This window comes from Acidobacteriota bacterium (assembly GCA_035529075.1).
Lineage (GTDB): Bacteria > Zixibacteria > MSB-5A5 > GN15 > FEB-12 > DATKXK01.
The window spans coordinates 1-19797 of record DATKXK010000011.1 but is presented as its reverse complement, the minus strand read 5'-3'; the positions used below and the strand labels follow the sequence as shown (position 1 = coordinate 19797).

9 protein-coding genes are annotated in these 19797 nt (G+C 59.0%); 1 reads left to right on the top strand and 8 read right to left on the bottom strand.

Annotation, left to right across the window (positions count from 1 at the left end):
* Position 1 precedes the first annotated feature (1 nt).
* The 3 genes from VMY05_05620 to VMY05_05610 all read right to left on the bottom strand — a co-directional run bounded on the left by VMY05_05620 (position 2) and on the right by VMY05_05610 (position 4425).
* Entirely contained in the window at positions 2-1000 is a 999-nt protein-coding gene (locus VMY05_05620; protein HUV30548.1) for a glycoside hydrolase family 3 N-terminal domain-containing protein, read from the bottom strand.
* Between the two features lie 48 nt (positions 1001-1048).
* Positions 1049-2596 (bottom strand): diguanylate cyclase, encoded by a 1548-nt coding sequence (locus VMY05_05615; GenBank protein HUV30547.1) that lies wholly within the window; start codon positions 2594-2596, stop codon positions 1049-1051.
* Positions 2597-2676: 80 nt separating this feature from the next.
* Positions 2677-4425 (bottom strand): carbon starvation CstA family protein, encoded by a 1749-nt coding sequence (locus VMY05_05610; protein HUV30546.1) that lies wholly within the window; start codon positions 4423-4425, stop codon positions 2677-2679.
* 211 nt (positions 4426-4636) lie between these two features.
* On the opposite strand from VMY05_05610, the gene VMY05_05605 reads away from it, so the two are divergent.
* The gene (locus tag VMY05_05605) at positions 4637-5932 is read left to right on the top strand and encodes a hypothetical protein (protein ID HUV30545.1); all 1296 of its coding nucleotides are present in this window, start codon (positions 4637-4639) and stop codon (positions 5930-5932) included.
* Here the strand turns inward: VMY05_05605 and ggt are convergent.
* From ggt to VMY05_05580, 5 genes are all read right to left on the bottom strand, one after another.
* Positions 5926-7584, bottom strand: a complete 1659-nt coding sequence (ggt, locus tag VMY05_05600; protein ID HUV30544.1) for a gamma-glutamyltransferase — start codon at positions 7582-7584, stop codon at positions 5926-5928. The two genes, VMY05_05605 and ggt, sit on opposite strands and share 7 nt — an antisense overlap.
* 91 nt (positions 7585-7675) lie before the next feature.
* Positions 7676-9856, bottom strand: coding sequence for a beta-galactosidase (locus VMY05_05595; GenBank protein HUV30543.1), 2181 nt, complete (start codon positions 9854-9856; stop codon positions 7676-7678).
* A gap of 216 nt (positions 9857-10072) precedes the next feature.
* Entirely contained in the window at positions 10073-10876 is an 804-nt protein-coding gene (locus VMY05_05590) for a T9SS type A sorting domain-containing protein (protein HUV30542.1), read from the bottom strand.
* Positions 10877-11403: 527 nt separating this feature from the next.
* Positions 11404-17520 (bottom strand): Ig-like domain-containing protein, encoded by a 6117-nt coding sequence (locus VMY05_05585; protein HUV30541.1) that lies wholly within the window; start codon positions 17518-17520, stop codon positions 11404-11406.
* Between the two features lie 13 nt (positions 17521-17533).
* Positions 17534-19797, bottom strand: a 2264-nt coding sequence (locus VMY05_05580) for an Ig-like domain-containing protein (protein HUV30540.1), incomplete at its 5' end; no start/stop codon positions are given.

The window sequence follows — 19797 nt, the reverse complement described above, 5'->3', positions numbered from 1 at the left end:
GTCAGTGAACTACAGAACGCCCCAGTTTGAACTTCAACCCGGCCACGCGGTTCAAAGCCTCCTCAAGGCGTCCGGCGGACACGTCACCGCCCCGGCAGCCCTTCACAAAGTGCTCGTACGCCTGCATGGCCGCCTCGTAGTCCCGGCCGAAGAGCAGCAAATCATGTCCCGCGTTGAACGCCTTGACGGCCCGCTCGCCGTAAGAACCAAGGGAAGCTGCTCCCTTCATGGTCAAATCATCGGTCATGATCGGACCGTCAAACTCGAGTTCCGTACGCGCCAGTTGTGAAATCACGCGGCTTGAGCCCGTCACTATCTCGCAGTCCAGCCGGGGGGCAATCACGTGCGTCGTCATAAGAAGATCCGCCCCCGCCTTGACGCCCGCCTCGAACGGGAGTCTCTCACGCTGTTGCCAGAGGATTCGATCGTAATCAACAGTGGCCGTGGCCTCGTGCGGATCGACCGTCGCTGCGCCCAGGCCGGGAAAGTGCTTCAAACAGGAGTACAGACCCTTCGACCTCGAAATCTCGACCGCCGCCCTGACGAACAGAGCGACCTGCTCCGGCGTATCCCCAAAACACCGACCCTTCAGGCATTGGTTGTCCAGCTGGAGAAGAATATCGGCCACCGGGGCCAGATTGAGGTTTACGCCGAGAGAAGCCATGTAGACGGCAGAGCGAGAGTAATCCTCGCGGAAACGCTCAAGGTCGTTGCGCTTGCCGTAGTCGGCCGGCGCGCTCAGTTCCGCCGGAGCACCACGGAGACGGCAAATCCGCCCGCCCTCCTGGTCTACGGCGACGAAAGGCATGGCCGACGGCAGGAATGCCTGGACACGTTCGATGTTCTCTCTGGCCTGCAGGTGCGTCGGGCAGTTCTCCTCGAACAAAATAACACCGCCAATCTGGCTCTCGCAGACGAAATCCAGAAAGCGCGAAGGCGGCGCCTCACCGGGAAAACCGATGATGAACAGCTGGCCGATTTTCTCTAATAGCTGATCCATGTAACCACCTGTCAGTATAACCCCTCTATGTACTTCAATCAATTTCCGTTACACTATACATACAAGATTCTTGCCCGATCCTTTGGCACGGTACAGGGCCTGGTCGGCGACTGACACCAGGTCTTCAGCTGATTTACCGTTTTCCGGATATGAACTGACTCCGATTGAAACCGTTATGCCCACCTTGCCGGTCGGCCCGGAATCGACCACGGTTTCTTCGACCTGCTGGCGGATTCGCTCACCGATGACGGAAGCTTCGACCTGGGCCGTCTGCGGCAGTATGATAACGAACTCCTCTCCACCGTAGCGCGCGAACACGTCCACGTCGCGAATGCAGCGTTTGATGACCCGAGCCAGCTCTGTCAACACCAGATTGCCCACCTCGTGCCCGTGGCTGTCGTTCAGCTTCTTGAACCAGTCGATATCCACCATGATGATTGACAGGGGAAGGTTATAGCGCATGGCACGTTTCCGCTCTTCCTGGAGCTTCTGAACAAAGTACCGGTAGTTGTAGGTATCCGTCAGGTCGTCAATGATGGTCAGTTCCTCCGTCCGCCTGTGCAGTTCGGCGTTCTCCAGGGCCAGAGCGGCCGAGCGGGCTACGATTGTCAGCGTCTGCACGTCCTTGTCCGTGAACGCATCCTCGGCGCACGACTCGGTGATAAGCAGGCCCTGCATGTTGCCGTGCGCCGTCAACGGAACGATTATGGCCGACCGGGCGCCTTCCTTGACGGGGACGTAGTCGTCGCGGTCCGCAAGGTTCTTGATGCGAATCGGCTCATCAAGCTCGCACACCTTCCGGATAAGCTCGCTCCTGGCCGCATCGATGGCTTTCAAGTGGAAGTTGTTGTGGCCGTTCACGGAGCGCGCCCGGTAGTAAAAGGCTCCGGCATTGTTCTGAAATATGACGGCAAAGTGCTCAAACTGCAGTCGCCAGCCCATGATCCGCATGATCTCCGTTACCACCGCGTCGGGTTTCAGTATGGAGGCCAGAATGCGCGTGTTCTCATAGTTCATCTCCAGTTGGGCCTGGGACTTCTCCAGCTCGGAAGTACGCATGTTGAGCGTATCAAAGAGCTTGAGCAGCCGCCGTTCGGAACGTCGCAGGTAGTCCGAGGCGTATGATATGGCGAGGAACCAGACCCACAAAAAGCCGATTCGCATGGAGATGGTGTGCAGAACGCCGATTGTCACGTCCGGTAAGAGGATGGCGAGGTAGGCAAGGGTGACGATGATGATCACGACCATGGCGAACCAGAACGTCAGCACGTAAGCTGCGGCCGACACCGTCAGGAAGAACACGAGATAGAACGCCGAGAACACCGAGCCCGTGTAGTGAACAAACAACGGCACCGAAAGGATGTCGTAGATGATGGCCGAGAGGTAGGCGAGTTTGAGGTCGAAGCGACCGCGTATAGCCGCCGCGAACACGGCCAGGTGAAGCGTGTAGGTGACTACCACAATGAGAGATATGCGAGTATCATAGATCGGATGGTCGCCGACAAGGGCAAACCAGACCACGCCCACCAGCGTCATTATCCGGGTCAGAAGGTAAATGACGTCGACGCGCGGCAGCAGCGTTCTGTTCCGATCCATGAAGAACTTCATGCGCGGTTTACCCCGTCCTACCTCGTATATCGGTCGGACCGGTGCTTTGTTTATTGAGTGCAAAGGTCTTAGGAGGATACAGGGGGATCGGCGCTGAGTTCAACCCGCACAAACGACCTTACGGACAAGACCAGCACGCCGATGGAGAGCGCCAGCAGAGCCATGTCGGTCACGGCCAGGAGTGTGTTCCCTCCGGGCAGGTACTTCGCTATGAGCGAGTAAGTCAAAGATGCGATTGTAGTTGCAAGCATTACGACGGCCGGAACGAGAGTGAACCAGAAACTCTTTCCGGCCCGGTGCAGCCAGACGGTTACAGCGATCAGGGTCAGCGCAGCCAGAAGCTGATTGGTGGAGCCAAACAGCGGCCAGATCAGCTTGTAACCCTGATTCCAGGCCAGCAACAACATGAGAACGACCGAAAGCCCGGAATTGAACCAGAACTTCCTCGTAATAGACGGCGGGCGGGCCATGATTGTCTTCCACAGCTCCTCGAACAGGTACCGGTTCAGGCGCACTGCGGAATCCAGAGTGGTGATCAGAAAACCTTCCACGATCAGGATACCCATGACGGTTCCAAAGGCCATGGAGAGGCCCACCGATGAATGAAGCAGATGGCCCATGGACAGGGCGAAGGCCAGGATCGGGTTGCCGGGTTTCCCCTCCGGCCAGGTGATGGCCATGTAGTTTTCGTAGCCCAGCGACGATCCGATGGTCACGAGAACGAGAACGGCCAGAAGACCCTCGAGGAGCATCCCGCCGTACCCGATAGTTCTTGCCTGCGGTTCCCTGGCCAACTGCTTGGACGACGTTCCGCCCGCTACCAGAGCATGGAAACCGGAAATGGCCCCACAGGCGATGGTAATGAACAGGAACGGCCAGACCGGACCCATCCTGGCCTGGCCGACCGCGAGGTTGGCCACGGGGAAAGAGACCTGCAACCCCTGTGCGCCCGAGATGACAACGCCGACTATCATCGCGGCCATTCCGGCGTACAGGATCTGGACGTTGACAAAATCGCGCGGCTGCAAAATGAACCAGACGGGAGCCTGACAGGCAAAAAGCGTGTACACGGCAATCAGAACCATCCACACCCCGGGATCCAGCGCCACCGGCACCCGCAGTCCGACCAGCACGGAGAAGAAGCAGATGAGTGCGGCCAACAGGTAGGCCAGCCAGGTGGGAATGCCGCGCTTGACAACCAGGTAGCCGAGAAGCGGTGCCAGGGCGGTGATTATGATGACCGACATGGAGGCGATGCCGCCGATGATGCCGTGCGTCTCACCGTTTATGACGGTGGTTCGCAACATGGTCTGGCCCTCCGACAGTCCCAGGTCAGCCAGCGGCCGGAGCGAGGTCAGTGATATTGCGGTCAACGAAAGAAAGGCCGAGGTAACGAGGATAATCAGGATGATAGTAAAGATCATGAAGAGCAGAAAGCCGGCGGGACCAAGGGCTTTTCTGGCGATTTCCGCCATCGAGCTGCCGCGCTCGCGAATGGAGGCGAACAGCGCGACGAAATCATGAACACCGCCAATGAATATCGCCCCGAGCACGATCCACATCCAGGCGGGCCCGATGCCGTAAAGGATGCCGAGCGTGGGGCCTACGATCGGACCGGCGCCGGCAATCGTGGAGTAGTGGTGAGCAAACAGCACTGATGGCCGGGTGGGAACGAAATCTCTGCCGTCATTGATCTCGACGGCGGGAGTTTTCCGATCCGGCATCTCTCCGAGCGAACGCCCGATATAGCGAGCGTAAAAACGGAGAGCCACGGCAAAACAGAGCACCGCAGCCAGGAAATAAGCCAGAACGTTCATGGCACCTGCTGTCAAACCCGGTCGGTTTTACGACCGCCTCAGCATGAATCGCGTCACCGAAAAACGCGACCCGCGGCGTATCACTTCCAACATAACATGGAAGGAACGAGGTAACAACGGCAAACTTTTTAAGTTGATTTTCGGGGGCAAACCGGCAACCTTACGATGGTGCATTCGTATCGGCAATTGGACCTTGGGAGGGAAGCTAACGATGTCGATCCGTTCTGAAGCGGCAGGCTGCACTCGCCTTCGCACACTTGTTCTGGCCGTGACACTGATGCTGCCGGCGCAACTCGCGGCGTCCGTGTTTGAATCCGGCGATGACATTCACATTTCCAACCTGCACACGATCCAGGATGACTTTTATGCCTTTGGTGAGCAGGTGCGCGTCGACGGCAAAATCGAGGGCGACCTGACGGCTTTTGTATACGATTGCCTCCTCCAGGGGACGGTCACGCGTTCAGCCAACCTGTTCGCCCGCAGCGTCGATCACTCCGGCCACGTCGGGGGCTCACTCAGGGTCTTAGCCCAATACGTGAGGATCAAGGGCAGGGTGGATGGTTCACTGATCGCCGCAGGGGACAACATCCGGCTGAGCAAGGGGTCAGTTATCGAGCGAGACGTGAACCTTTACGGAAACGACGTCAGCATCGACGGTGTCGTCAACGGCAACGTGCGGATCACCGGCCCCAGGATCAGCATCGCCGGCCTCATTCAGGGCGACGTTGTGCTCACTGGTGACCGGATTGTCTTCTCCCCCCCGGCGTTCATTGAGGGAAACCTCGTGTACACGTCGAGCAAGCAGCTCACCATTGACACTACGGGCGTGACGATCGTCGGCGCAACAACCTGGAAACAGCCGGAGAAAAAAGAGGAGGAGACAAGCCTCTTCACCAGGATAACCTTGAAGGGCTCAAGTCTTCTGGCGGCGTTCCTGTTCGGCGTTATAGTCGTCCGGCTGTTCCGCCCATACGCTGAAGAGGCGGTCGATCAACTCAGGCATCGAATGACGGTCTCCCTGGCCGCCGGCTTCCTGGGCCTTCTGGTTCTCGGCGTCTGCGTGGTCGCATTCCTGGCCTCGGTCGGCTCTGCGGTGATCGGGTATGTTCTCATCCACAGCGACCTGGTGATACCGGGCTCTCTCCTGCTGATCGTGTCGATTTTACTGATCCCCATCACCAGTTTCGCGACGGTGTCCGGCGGGATAATCCTGTATTCCGGCGCCATCGTGGTGGCGTTCCTGGTCGGCTTCGTCATAAAGAAACTGGCCAGGCCGGACAGTCAGCTGTTGAACGCCTCGTCGCTCTTCTCTGGCCTGATAGTGCTCACCCTGGTCTTCTGGCTGCCGTACGTCGGCACCCTTCTGTATCTGCTGGTGACCATCGCCGGAACCGGGGCTATCCTGCTGGGGATCAAGTACTGCCGCAAAGCGGAAGTCCAAACCAATCAGGGGACAGAGGCGTCCGTGCAAGGTGCAGGGCCGTCGCAACCCGGGCCGGTTCAGTAACCGGCCGGAGCGCCGCCCTGGCGCGGATCCGACGCCGCCTGCATAAAACCGCCGGCATCCACCGCTATCATCTGCAGGTCGCCGTACGCCGACCGCTCTTCGAGATTATGCCCATACTTGATCAACGTCTGCATGACCGCGACGTCATACCCGCCCTCCTCCAGGTAAACGACGTCCGGCAACCATTGATGGTGGAAGCGCGGCCGCGCGATCGCATCGGCCAGCGGCAGCCCGAATCGCGTGTAGTTCAATATGCTCTGCGCCACCGTGGTGATGATTCTCGAGCCCCCCGGCGAACCCGTGATCAGGAACGGCTCGCCCTGCCTGAGCACCAGCGTAGGGGCCATTGACGACAGCATCCGCTTGCCCGGCTCGATCTTGTTCGCTTCGCTGCCGACCAGTCCGTAGGTATTGGCGAAGCCGGGCTTGATTGCGAAGTCGTCCATTTCGTTGTTGAGCAGAAACCCGGCCCCTTCAACCACCAGCTTCGACCCAAAGCTCGTGTTTATTGTCGTCGTGACCGCCACCATGTTACCATCGCCGTCACATACTGAATAGTGCGTCGTCTCATCGGACTCACCGTGCGGGGGGCGTCCGGCCGCAACGTTCTGCGACGATCCGGCACGCCCGGCCTGGATCAGCTCGCGTCGGGCGGCCAGGTAGGCCTCGCTTACAAGGCCCTCGGGGACGTCATAGAATCCCGGATCCCCGAGGTGCTCGGCACGGTCGGCAAAGACGAGTCGCGAGGCCTCACAGAACAAGTGCATGTACTCGGGCGACGCCGGATTGTACCGGGAGAAGTCGTACGGTTCGAGGAGCGTGAGGATCTGGCCGACGGCAATACCACCGGAACTCGGAGGAGGTGACGAGTAGACGTCAAGGGAGTCAAATACGAAGTGAACCGGCTCCCGCCAGACCGGAACGTAGCTCTGCAGGTCGGACAGGGTGATCAGGCCCCCGTGACGGCGCATGCAGGAGTCTATGAGGACGGCAATGGGACCCTGGTAGAAGGCGCCCGGGCCCTCCTCGGCTATCCGATACAGGGTTCGGGCCAGGTCTTTCTGCACCAGCCTGTCCCCGGGTTTCAACAGGGCCCCGCCGGGCAGAAAGATCGCCGCCGTCTCCGGAAAGCTGGAGAGTTCGACACGATAAGAGCTTAGAGCCCCAGCCAGGAATTCATCGATAAGAAAGCCTGTATCGGCCAACCGGGCCGCCCTCAGGACGAGATCGGACCACTCCAGAGCGCCGCGATCTCTCCAGAGTTCGTAAAGACCGGCTACGCTTCCGGGCACGCCACAGGCCCTGGCCCCATAGGTGGACAGGCCGGGTATGACTGCACCGGTATCGTCCAAGTACATGGTTTCGTCGGCGGAACCGGGGGCGGTTTCGCGGAAATCCAGAGCTTGAATCCGGCCGGAACGGCCGTCGCGCACCACGGCAAAGCCGCCGCCCCCAAGATTGCCCGCCTGCGGGTAAGCAACGGCCAGCGCAAACCCCACCGCCACGGCAACGTCATAGGCGTTACCGCCGTCGATGAACACCTGGCGTCCGACTTCAGAGGCGACCGGCGAGGTGGTCGCGACAGCCCCATGCCGGTACAGCGGGCTGACATTGACGGAATTGCAGGCCAGGGTGACTGCTGCCAGGAGCAAAAGCAAAGCAGGCAGGCAGTTATGCACCGCAGGCTTTATCGGGCGGAGCCGGGACAACGAGAGGCTGCGGGCGGCCGGCGGTGAGGGTATGCTACCGCTTCTCAACCAGGAAAATGAGACCATCGGGGTAGTCAACCTCCAACGGCATACCGACTTTGAGATCGTGGGCGGTGGTCCTGATGGGCTTGGCCTCTTCGCCTTGCAGGATGTTGGTCAGCTTGAGCTTAGCAGCGGAGAAACCGAGCCGTTTGAGGTCCGCCTGGACAATCACTTCCTTGCGCTGGGAATCCAGACCGTCCGACAGTTCTCCCGGGGGGGGCACAACCACGAACAGAATGCCCTTTTTGGCACCCATTTGAAAGGAGACATCCACCGAGGGGTCATTGCACTGAACGTAGCTGGTGATTTTCTCTCCGGCCAGGATCGACTCCACAAAGGAGAGCTTCTTGTGATTTCCACCGGAGGCGACGTCGAAGCTGAACATGTAAACATGTCCCTTGGCCCGGGTGGAACAGACGCCTACGATCTTGTTCTCCGATCTGCACAGTTTCCTGACCTTGGCGTCGTCGACGGAGCGAATGGAGCCGTACACGTTGCTGATGAACGAATCAGTTTTGTGCGCGATCGTCCCGATCCGGCAGTCAACCGTCGTCTTGATGCGGAAGTGATTGGCCAACACCTGACAGTCCCTGAAATTCTCATCGTACTTCGGCATAAGACCGCACAGCACGAGGGTGACGCCGGATTTGGCCAGTTCGACCAGGGCTTCCTGATCCCTCTGAGCCATAATCTCGGCGGTCGGAACGAAGAGCAGCTTGAACTGGCTCATGGTGTCCCATTCACGGTTCTCACGAATACCGTACGGCAGCTTGAGCCGCAGCAGATCCCGGCAGAAACCGACAACGGACTCGCCCATAAGGCGACGAATGTACTCGAACTGCTTGGCTCCCTCCGTCTCGCGAAGCCAGTAATACAGACGATTGCCGAGAACAGCGATCTCAGGGCGGGCATCCATCTCTTCAAACCCGACCGAGGAGATGGCCAGATTGAAGTTCTTGGCCGTCTCGTAACCCTCCGAGACCGTACCGTCGTTGTGCAACGGAGCCCCGTACCAGTGGTCCCGGTCAACAAACATGTAGTGATTCAGCCCTTTGAAACCGGCCGCTAGGCCGGCCGCGAAGTAGAACCGGCGCACATTGGGCTTCAGGGGTGATATCTCTCTCTCGCGCTCCGGGTCGGACGAGGCAATGCCGGAAGTAAAGGAGGTTGCAAAGGCAAAACCATACTCGGCCTTGAGAAACCGCGCCTTGTTCACCAGGTCGAAATAGGTGCCTTCGGGGAAGACATTGCCGCCCAGAAAGGGTGATCTGTCGTCAGGAACGAGGTTGAAGGCCGGCAGCAGGTCACCGGACTGAAAATAGAGCGACCGGAAAAAGAGCGGCTCGACCGTATAGGATTTGAAAATATCTTCCAGTATTTCGAGGTACTGTCTGAGCATGTGCTCACGAAAGCGAAACCAGTCAAGCACCTTGGGGTAGTCCTTCAGGGCCAGGCCTGCTACCTGCCTGGGGGGCTCTACGCCGGCAAAGTCGGCATTTCTCTCCCGATACCTGGCATTGAGCTTCTTGATATCCTCGTAGATCGATTCGAGAAACGGCCCGTAGTAGGCAGAAAGGACATCCTGATTGAAGTCAGCGCCGTCCGGCTGGAGTATCCGCCCGAACGAAGTCTCGTAGTCGAGCTCTACCATGAATACCGGACCTCTCGGGTGGACATAGTTCTTGGTCGTTTCAATCAGGGCCCGAAAAAAGCTCCTGAGGTGAAACTGAAAAGTCTTGTGCATGTAACTGGGCAGGAAGCCGCCTTCCACCCCGTAACTGTCCGGCAGCTTGATTTCCCGACCCTGGGCATCACGAGCAAAGACCTTGATGTCGTTAAACAGAAACTTCGGCAGACCTCCATGCCTTAGTTGTCCGCCCACCCAGGGGCCGGGCCGGAGAATCACCTTAAAGCCGAACTCTCGGGCCAGCTCTAAAAAGACGATGAGGTCTTTACGGGGATCATTAAAGCCGTTGAAATCGATGTGCTTGGAGTCGTCCTGGTGAATATTCCAGGGCACGGCGGTGGCAATTATACGGAATCCGGCTCGCTTGATCCGCTCAAAGCAGATGGACCAGTGCCGCTTGTCGATTCTGAAATAATGCAGTTCCGCCGCGAAGGGCTGGTACGTTTCTTTGCCAATCGAGAACTTGTTACCGATGACTCCAAGCATATAACTCCCTGTAAATCAAGAGGTTACGACACGCCATCAAGTGCAGGGTGAGTTATTATCATACTTAAATCAGACCATGATGTCAATAAAAATCTTGTAACCCGTTGCCATGAAGCAACATAACCTGCCCGCACCGCCCGGATTGCCTTCGTCGTCTCTACTGCATAAAAAAACCCCCCGCGAACGGGGGGTTGCCAAGATGCTCATTCCAAGTTGTTACTTGAGCAATGCCATCTTTCTGGTCTGCACGAACGAGTCGGTCTCCAGCTTGTAGAAATACACACCTGAAGCCACTGTTCGGCCGCTAGCCGAACGGCCGTCCCATTCAACCTGCTTGCCGAATTGCGGCGGCACTACCTCGTCCACCAGGGTAATGACCTCCTGGCCCAGCATGTTGAAAACGGTCAGCTTGACGTGGGTCTCATACGGCACGTCAAACTTTATGGCCGTCTTGGGGTTGAAGGGGTTGGGATAGTTCTGAGCCAGCGCGAATTTGTCCGGCAGCGGTGCCGCGCCGTCAGGTACATCCGTGACAACGTTGTACAGCGTCCAGCAATACGGCCCCGACCAGTCCGGTTTGATCTTCGTGCCCGAGGGGCGAGGCGCCCAGGACCATGTGTTAGTCGGATCAAAACCACAACTGTCGATGCAGATTGTCTTGGTAGTATCCTCGATGCTTGTAGTAAAGGTCACTGTCCACGCGGTGTCGTCGAAGGTTATAAAAAGCGCGTCCCCATCCGCCCCCGCGGCGCCGGCGAAACCGACCGAGTCCCTGCTACCATCAGTATCGAAGACGTTGATTGAGTAAACGACATCGAAATTATCAGCCTTGGTCAGCGTCGGGAGAAAGCCGCCTGCAAGACCGGACCAACCGGCGCCATCAGGCGAGTAGACGACAAAACCGTTGGAGACGTTGTAGCTGAAGCTACTGAAGTTGGTCAGATGGATGTATACCTTGTGGGTTTCGCCGGCTTTAAGCGTGTCGACGTTCCAGAGATTAGTCACTGTATCAATCGACACACTCGTTACCTGGGCGGAAACCGCTCCGGCTAGCAACAAAATGGAAAAAAAGACCATTAACAATTTAAGCTTCATGTGATCTGAGCCTCCATCCATATTCACATCGTCATTCAGTTGAAAATCCATTTCAGCGTCATTTAGCTTAGTCTCAGTAAGCCTCACCTCCTCACGTACCGCATGCGGTATTGGCCTGCCTCAAGCAGACATTGCTTCTCCGGCGAACAATACCCCCGTCGGGCAGGGCAGTCAATAAAAAAACTCCGAGCCTGGCCAATAAAAGGAAGGTTGGGGACAAATGGCGGCCGGTTTGCAGGCCGGCAGCCGTGCTCAGAGTCCGCCTTCACCACGGCCCGGCGGCGGCGCCGGGTGCCGGAGGCACTCTGCGGCAGGCCGCGTCATCGGCGGTAAGTTTCGGCTGCGGTCCGCGCGGTCCGGGGCCTCGATGGGGCCATCGGAGCCAAACCAGGACCGCCCCCTTGCGGGGGCGGTCCTGCCAGAGCAGTCTCTGAGGAGTTGCCGACGACCGATTAGTTCGGTGGCGCCGGACCGTAGTAGTAGAGGAATTTAATAAGGTAGGTGACATCCCCGACGTTGACGTCGCCGTCACCGTCAACGTCCGCCGCCTCCACGGTGGCCGGCACCGGGCCATCCCGGAACAGGTAGGCGATCAGCCAGGCCAGGTCGTTCATCGTATAGGTGCTGTTGTCATCAAGGTCGCCTCTGAGCACCGTCACTACCCTCAGGCTGGTGGTGATCGTATCGGTCAGACCGGAAGGATCAGTGACCACAAAACTGACCGGGTAAACGGAATCGACGTCGAGCGGATCAGGCATGACGGAGTAGGTGCCGGTGCCGTTGCCGGCATCGACAAAGGATGCGTACATGTTCACCCATATCGGCTCGGCCGTCAGTATCACCGGATCCAGGTCAGGATCGACGGCGGTCACGACAATCTGAGACAGGGTGTTGACCGGCACATTTCTGAACTCTTCGAGCACGGACGTGAAGACCGGGGCCTGGTTCCCGGCTTCGAGCACGTCGATCTGCACAACCTCCGTGTCAAGGTCACCATCATCGTCATAGGCCCAGAACGTCACGAAATAGGTGCCCGCCTGAGTGTAATCCGGAGTGAACACGAACTCCTTAATGCTCGAAGTGCCCTCAAACGTGGCGTTTGGCGGTATGTCGGTGGCGAAAATCAACGGATCCATCGAACTATCGAGATCAGTGGCCCCGACGGTAAAGGAGAGGGTGGCTCCCTCCGTCACGGAATAGGGGCCGGGGCCGTCAGGCAGTGCGATTTCCGGAGGCGCGTTACGGTCAATGACCTGGAAGGTCACCGTGCCGGAGGTCTGGATCACGGTGGGATACCGCTCGTCAGCAACGCTGAACACGATATTATACAGCTCCGGGTTGCTGGCCGGGCCGCCCTGCAGGTAGTCCGGCATAAACGTCAGGGTACCGGTCAGGTCCCGATTGTCGACAAACGTCATGTTCGGCGGCAACGAATCCGCCGTACCGGACAGGAACGCATCCACAAAGGGTGTCGAGCCGTCGGCATCGAACGACGTAACCTCGTAGATGAGGGTGTCGCCTTCGTAGAGGGTCCGGCCGCCGGTCGGGTAAACGAACGGCAATTGGTTATTGTCCGTGACCGTGATAGTCACCAGCGCCGAATCAGTCTCGATGTTATCGGTGGCGTAGAAGGTGATTTCGTGCACGCCCTCCTGATCGAAGTCGGGCGTGAAGGAGAAGTCACCGGAGCCGTCATTGTTGTCGGTGAACGTGGCGTTGGCCGGAAGCAGCGAGGTCGACAGGATGGGGAAGGTCTCATCCAGGTCGTAGGCGGTCACGGTAAAGGCCACCGTCGCCTTCTCAGGGATGGTCTGCTCGGCGGTTATTGGATCGAGGAACGGATGCTGGTTGCCGGCCTCAATGACGGTGACGGTGACCGTAACGGTATCGGCCATGCTGCCGTCATCCGCGATCACGTCAATCGGGTACGTGCCGGCATCGGCAAACAACGGCGTCAGGGTGAAGGTACCGACACCGCCACCGTCGTCCGAGAACGAGGCAAACTCGGGCATGGTGGCATCGTCAGCGGAGAGACTGACACCTATCTCGTCCGGGTCGTAGGCGGTGATGACAAGCGTCGCCGTTTCGCCTTCAGTGACCGACGCCGACGGCACGGAGTCAAACACCGGAGCCTGGTCGCCGGCCTCGTATATCTGAATCAGGATAACTTCTTTATCGATTGCAAAGCCGTCGTAGGCCTTTATCGTCACGCTGGCCAGACCGGCTTGCACGTAGTTCGGGAAGAAGGTAAAGACACCCGTGCCGTCACCGTTATCGTCGAAACTGGAGTTGTTCGGCATCTTATCGGCGAGCAATTGCGGCGGCGGGCCGTCCGGATCGGCGGCCGACACGTTGACCAGGAGAATGTCACCCTCGACCACCGTCTGCGGACCGATCGAATCCAGTATGGGCGGAATGTTCTCCACCGCGACCGTAATGTCCACGGCCAGCGACGCCGACTGCATCGGAATGCCCAGATCCACGGCAAGGAAGGTGACCGTTAGCAGCCCCGCCTGCGAGGCGTCCGGGGCGAACGTGAAGGTTCCGGTTCCGTCCGCGTTGTCCGCAAACGAGGCGTTGGGCGGAGTGGACAGCACCGAGAGGAAAAGACGGTGTATCGTAATCGGGTCCGTGGTATCGGAAGCGCTCACGGTAAACACGAGGGTTTCGCCGATGGAGACGCCGAACGGACCGGCTTCGGCCCACACGGGCGGCTGATTGACATCGGCGGTCGTGATCTCGATGCCGACCGATGAACTCTGCTGCGGAGTCCCGTAGTCGACGGCAAAGAAGAACACGGAATCTGCACCGGCGCTCACGAAGTCGGGAGAGTAAGTAAAGGCTCCGGTGCCGTCATGGTTGTCCACAAAGGTGTAATTGTTCAGGGCGGTACTGACCGACAGGGCGGGGAAGATAGTGCCGCCGTCGGGGTCAACCGCGCTGACGGTCATGACCAGGGTCGCTCCTTCAGCCACCGTGGTATCGGCGATGGGATCAAAGACCGGCGGCACGTTGCCAACCTCGTTGACGGTGATATCGACCACCTCGGAGTCGGCCAGCAGGCCGTCATCGGCGATGAAAGTCACCGAGTACGGTCCGGACTGGTAGAAGTCCGGCCCGAACTCGAACAAGCCGGTGCCGTCGCCGTTGTCCAGGAAGGTGGCGTTAGCCGGGACATCCAGAGCCAACATAGTCGGCGGAATCCCGTCCGGATCGGTCGCGGTAATAGTAAGAATCAGGCTGTCGCCCTCGGCCACCGTCTGCGGCCCTATCGCCGCCAGCACCGGCGGCTGGTTACCCGCCTCGTCGACGGTTACGACAACAAGCTCTGAATCAATGTCAGTCGCGTAAACGGCGTCAGTAGCGTAGAACATCACGTCGTATGGTGCGGCCTGCGTGAAATCAGGCACCCACTCAAACAAACCGCTGCCGTTAAGGCTGTCAGTGAACACCGCCCCGGCGGGCAGAACACCGGTCGTCAGGAGCGGCACCGTGCCGTCTCCGTCGGTGGCACTGACGAGGAATCTCAGGGTGTCGTTCTCGAGAACCGTCCGGGGGCCGATCGCGGCCAGCACCGGAAGCTGATTCGTCTCCGTGACGGTGATCTGTACGACTGCCGAGTCGACCTCGAGCGCGGCGTCGACGGCCTTGAAGACGACCGGATAAACGCCTGATTGCGTGAGATCCGGGTTGAAGTCGAACAGGCCGGTACCGTCAAGGTTGTCCGTAAAGGTGGCGTTGGCCGGCAGGCCGGAGGCCGAAAGTGACGGAATCTCAAGATCGGAATCCGACGCCGTGACCGTGAAAGCCAGGTTAGAGCCTTCCGCGACGGTAGTGTCGGCAATAGGGGTCAGGACCGGCGAGTGGTTGCCCACCTCGCCAATACTTATTGTCACCACCTCGGAATCAACGGCAAGCGGATCAACGGCATCGGTCGCGTAAAACGTCACCGTGTAGGAGCCGGAGTCGGCGAAGGTGGTCTGCCAGTTGAATGCGCCGGTACCGTCGCCGTTGTCAATATAGGTTGCCGTGCCCGGCAAAGCCGTGCTGGTCATCACCGGTATATCGCCGTCGGGGTCCGAAGCCGACGTCACGAACGCCAGCAACTCGCCCTCGGCGACCGCCTGCGGACCAATAAGAGCAAGCTCCGGCGGCAGATTCACGTGATTGACGGTGACGATCACCAACTCGGAATCCACGACCAGGCTGTCATCAGTAGCGTAGAATGTAATGTCGTACGGCCCGGACTGGGTGAAATCGGGCGTCCAGCTAAACGTGCCGGTGCCGTCGAGATTATCCGCAAACAGGGCACCGGCCGGAAGCGTCGAAGTCGTCAGCACCGGGATCGTCGCGTCAGGATCGGTCGCCGACACACCGAACGTCAGCAACTGACCCTCGTCGACCACCTGGGCGCCGATGACCGCAAGCTCCGGCGGCAGGTTGACCTGGTTAACCGTAATAGTCACGATCTCCGAATCCACCGCCGCACTGTCGTCCGTGGCGTAGAACGTTACAAAGTGGTCGCCCGACTGAGAATAGTCAGGCGTCCAGCTGAACGTACCGGTCCCGTCAAGATTGTCTGTAAATGAGGCGCCGGTCGGAAGAGCCGAGGTTGTCAGCACCGGAATTATACCGTCGGCATCCGTTGCCGAAACACCGAACGCCAGGATCTGACCCTCGTCAATCGTCCGGGCGCCAATGGCCGCAAGCACCGGCGGCACGTTCACCTGGCCGACCGTGATCGTCACGACTTCAGAGTCCACGACAGCACTGTCGTCAGTGGCATAGAACGTGACAAAATGGTCGCGGGACTGAGTGAAATCAGGCGTCCAGTTGAACGTCCCTGTCCCGTCGAGATTATCCGTGAATGTTGCCCCGGTCGGTAAAGTCGAAGTCGTCAGCACCGGAATCGTGCCGTCGGCATCGGTCGCAGAGACACCGAACGTCAGCAACTGGTCCTCGGCAACCGCCTTGGCACCGATAGCCGCAAGCACCGGGGCCAGGTTCACCTGGTTGACCGTGATCGTAACAATCTCAGAGTCAGCAGCCGCGCTGTCATCTGTAGCGTAGAACGTGACAAAATGGTCGCGGGACTGCGTGAAATCCGGCGTCCAGTTGAACGTCCCGGTACCGTCGAGATTATCCGTGAATGTTGCCCCGGTCGGTAAAGCCGAGGTCGTCAGTACCGGAATCGTGCCGTCGGCATCGGTCGTGGCAACGCCAATCGTCAGGGGCTGGCCCTCGTCAACCGTCCGGCCGCCGATAGCCGCCAGCACCGGTGCCAGGTTGACGTGGTTGACCGTGATGGTCACAATTTCCGAGTCGACGGCCAGACTGTCGTCCGTGGCGTAGAACGTCACGAAGTAGTCGCCCGACTGCGTGAAATCGGGCGTCCAGGTAAACGTGCCGGTGCCGTCCAGGTTATCCGTAAACGAGGCGCCGGTCGGCGGGGCCGAGGTCGTAAGCACCGGGATTGTCCCGTCGGGATCGGATGCCGAAACGCCGAACGACAGCAACTGGCCTTCGTCGATCGACTCGGGGCCGATTGCGGCCAGGACCGGCACGGCGTTGGCGTTGTATGTAAATGCCCCGGCGAGGGCATTCGAAATCAGACTGGAGGCATCATTGGTAACGGTGACGTCGGCGGCACCGATAGTGCCGGGCGCCGTGGTGGCCGTGACGTGGTAAGGCGAGATGACCGTCCCGGCGACGGGAGTGGAGGTGCCGATCTGGACGGAAACGCCGCCCGGGTCGAACCCGCTGCCGTAGACGTTGAAAGGCGTGCCGCCGACCGCCGGCCCGTTGTCCGGGTCAACAGACGCAATGGCGGGAGCGACGGGGCTCGCCGAGTTTATCACGATTAAGGCCGAGTGCGGCGAATAGCCGGCCGAGGCGTTCTCTGCAATGATGAAGTAGTCATATGAACTGACGCCGTCAACCGTGTTGTCCACAAAGAAGCTGTCCGTCACGCCCGGATCGGCCAGATCTCCGGCGGCATTGTCAAGCCTGAAGAACGAGCCGTTCGAGCTGGACAGACGGCGGTAGACGTGGTAGGTCAGTCCGGGTACGCCGTTCCACTCTACCAGAACACGAGAGGACGAGAGCGCACTGCCGGTCAGACCGACCGGCATGGCCGGCCAGCCGTCGGGCGCCAGCGTCACGTCTTCCTGCTGGAAGGAGTTGTTGGGAATCAACCCCGACAGGTGATATCCCTCCCCGTTGACCACATTGTAGAAGTAGTAGTCGTACGGGTTGAACGGGGCCTCGGTCAGATAGTTCTGGAAATCATCAAACCAGTTCCCGTTGTCGTACCCTGCCCCATCCGAGGTCTCGATCCTGATCTCCTCGTCGGTGTCATCGAGGAAGCCGACGAAGCTGATCTCCCCGTTGGTCGGAGTCGAGGCATCGGAGTTGCTGACGCCGCCGAAAATCGAGCCCTGTGCGAAGGCAGAGGATGACCACGTCAGCACTATCAGGAAGACAAGTCCCGGAAATAAACTCGTCCTGAGGTACTTACTGTTAAACCGCACTGCGGCACCTCCGTATATGTTACAATCAACTTTTTTCATACCAACCTACTCCCTACGGTCCCGGAAACGTGCCATCGGTGGCCACATTTGCCTGGTACGGCTTGCCGGCACGAACCGTAAAGTTCGTACCGAAACCAGCGGCAAAGCGCGAAACGTAGCTCTGCGAACTGGCAACGAAGTTGTTGAGTGTATTTAGAACGCCCGGGATGGCATCAATGACATCCTGAGCGACCGAGAAATCGCTCTCCAATTCAAACGGGATCATCATGAACCCAAAGTCCGTCGTGGCCGTCGTGATCAGCGTGTAACTGACGGTTCCGGAGTCCGGGATATCACCGGCCACGCTTAACAGAGTATCGGTCGCGGCATTCACCTGGTAAATGCCACCCGGGATGACGGCAAAGTTTACGCCGAAACCGGCGGCAAACCGCGACTGGTAGCTTTGCGACGCGGGGATAAACTGGTTGACGGTGAACACGTTGCTCGAACCGATGGCGGTGATCAGGTCATCCGCGGTCGTAATGCCCGTGTTGGCAAACGGCACTGCTACCAGGTTGTAGTTCGTGGTCGCGGTCTCCAGAAGCTGGTAATCATACTCGCCGACGCGGTTTGACGGCGCCGAACGGTTTCCATAGATATCGACCACCTGCACCACGTAGAAATACTGATTCAACGTGTCGCCGACGACGTTGACACCGCCGATGTTGTCATCCGTCAGACTAAGCAGAGCACCGTCCGTGGCGCCGATGGAGTCGGCCGGCGTCGGGTTGAAATACGCCGAGGTGCCGCGGTACACCACGTAGCGGTCCACGGTGATCGCAAAGCCCGAGGTGTCGCTGGACACGGCCGACCACGAGAGATCGATATTGTCCCCGACGATCTGAATGGCCAGGTCGTTTACGGCCAGCGGCGGCGCGCCGTTGACGACGTTTATCAACACGGTGTCGGGCCCGGAGAACAGTGGGCCGTCACTGACCGTCAGTTCAAAGAAGTAATCATCCGGGATGCCCGGCGTGAACGTCGGCATGGCTGCGGTATCGCTGGACAGCGAAACCGCCGGGCCGCCGATCTGCAGCCATTGATACGTGATGACATCGCCGTCCGGATCGAACGAGCCGGTGCCGTCGAGCGTTACCGGGCTGTTAGCCGGCACCGTAAACTGATCAAAACCGGCATCTGCGACCGGCGGACGGTTGACGTCAACCACCGTGATCGTGATAATCTCCGAGTCTACCGCAAAACCATCGGCGGCGTAGAACGTAACTTCATGCGGTCCGGCCTGGTCATAGCCCGGTATCCAGTCGAACGTCCCCGTGCCGTCACCGATGTCAACGAAGTTCGCACCGGCGGGCAGGGTCGAGGTTGACAGGGCTGGAATAGTGCTATCCGGATCGCTGGCACTTACCGAGAAACTGAGCAGATCCGCCTCGGCCACGGACTTGGGACCGATCGGGGCCAGAACCGGGGTCTGGTTACCGGCCTCGACTACCGTGATCGTGACAACTTCCGAGTCCACAGCGGCGCTGTCGTCAGTCGCATAGAACGTGACAAAGTGGTCGCCCGACTGGATGAAATCAGGCGTCCAGTTGAACGTCCCCGTTCCGTTAAGATTGTCCGTAAACGAGGCTCCGGTCGGTAGAGTCGAGGTCGTAAGCACCGGGATTGTCGCGTCAAGATCCGTTGCCGAAACGCCGATTGTGAGCAACTGACCCTCAAAGACCGACTGAGGACCTATGGCGGCAAGTATCGGCGGCACGTTAACCTGGAAGACGGTTATGGTCACGACTTCAGAGTCGACAACGGCGCTGTCGTCAGTAGCGTAGAACGTCACGAAATGGTCACCGGCCTGCGTGAAATCAGGCGTCCAGTTGAACGTCCCTGTTCCGTCAAGATTGTCTATAAATGAGGCACCGGTCGGAAGAGCCGAGGTCATAAGCACCGGGATTGTCTCGTCGGCATCGGTCGCCGAGATACCAAACGTCAGCAACTGATCTTCCTGGACTGCCTTGGGACCGATAGCCGCCAGTATTGGCGGCAGGTTGACCTGGCCGACTGCAATGGTCACTATTTCTGAATCAACAGCCGCACTGTCGTCAGTGGCGTAAAAAGTCACAAAGTGGTCACCGGCTTGAGTGAAGTCTGGTGTCCAGCTGAACGTCCCTGTCCCGTCAAGGTTATCTATAAATGAGGCGCCGGTCGGAAGAGCCGAGGTCGTAAGCACCGGGATTGTCTCGTCGGCATCGGTTGCCGAGATACCAAACGTCAGTAACTGATCTTCCTGGACCGCCTTGGGACCGATAGCCGCCAGTATTGGCG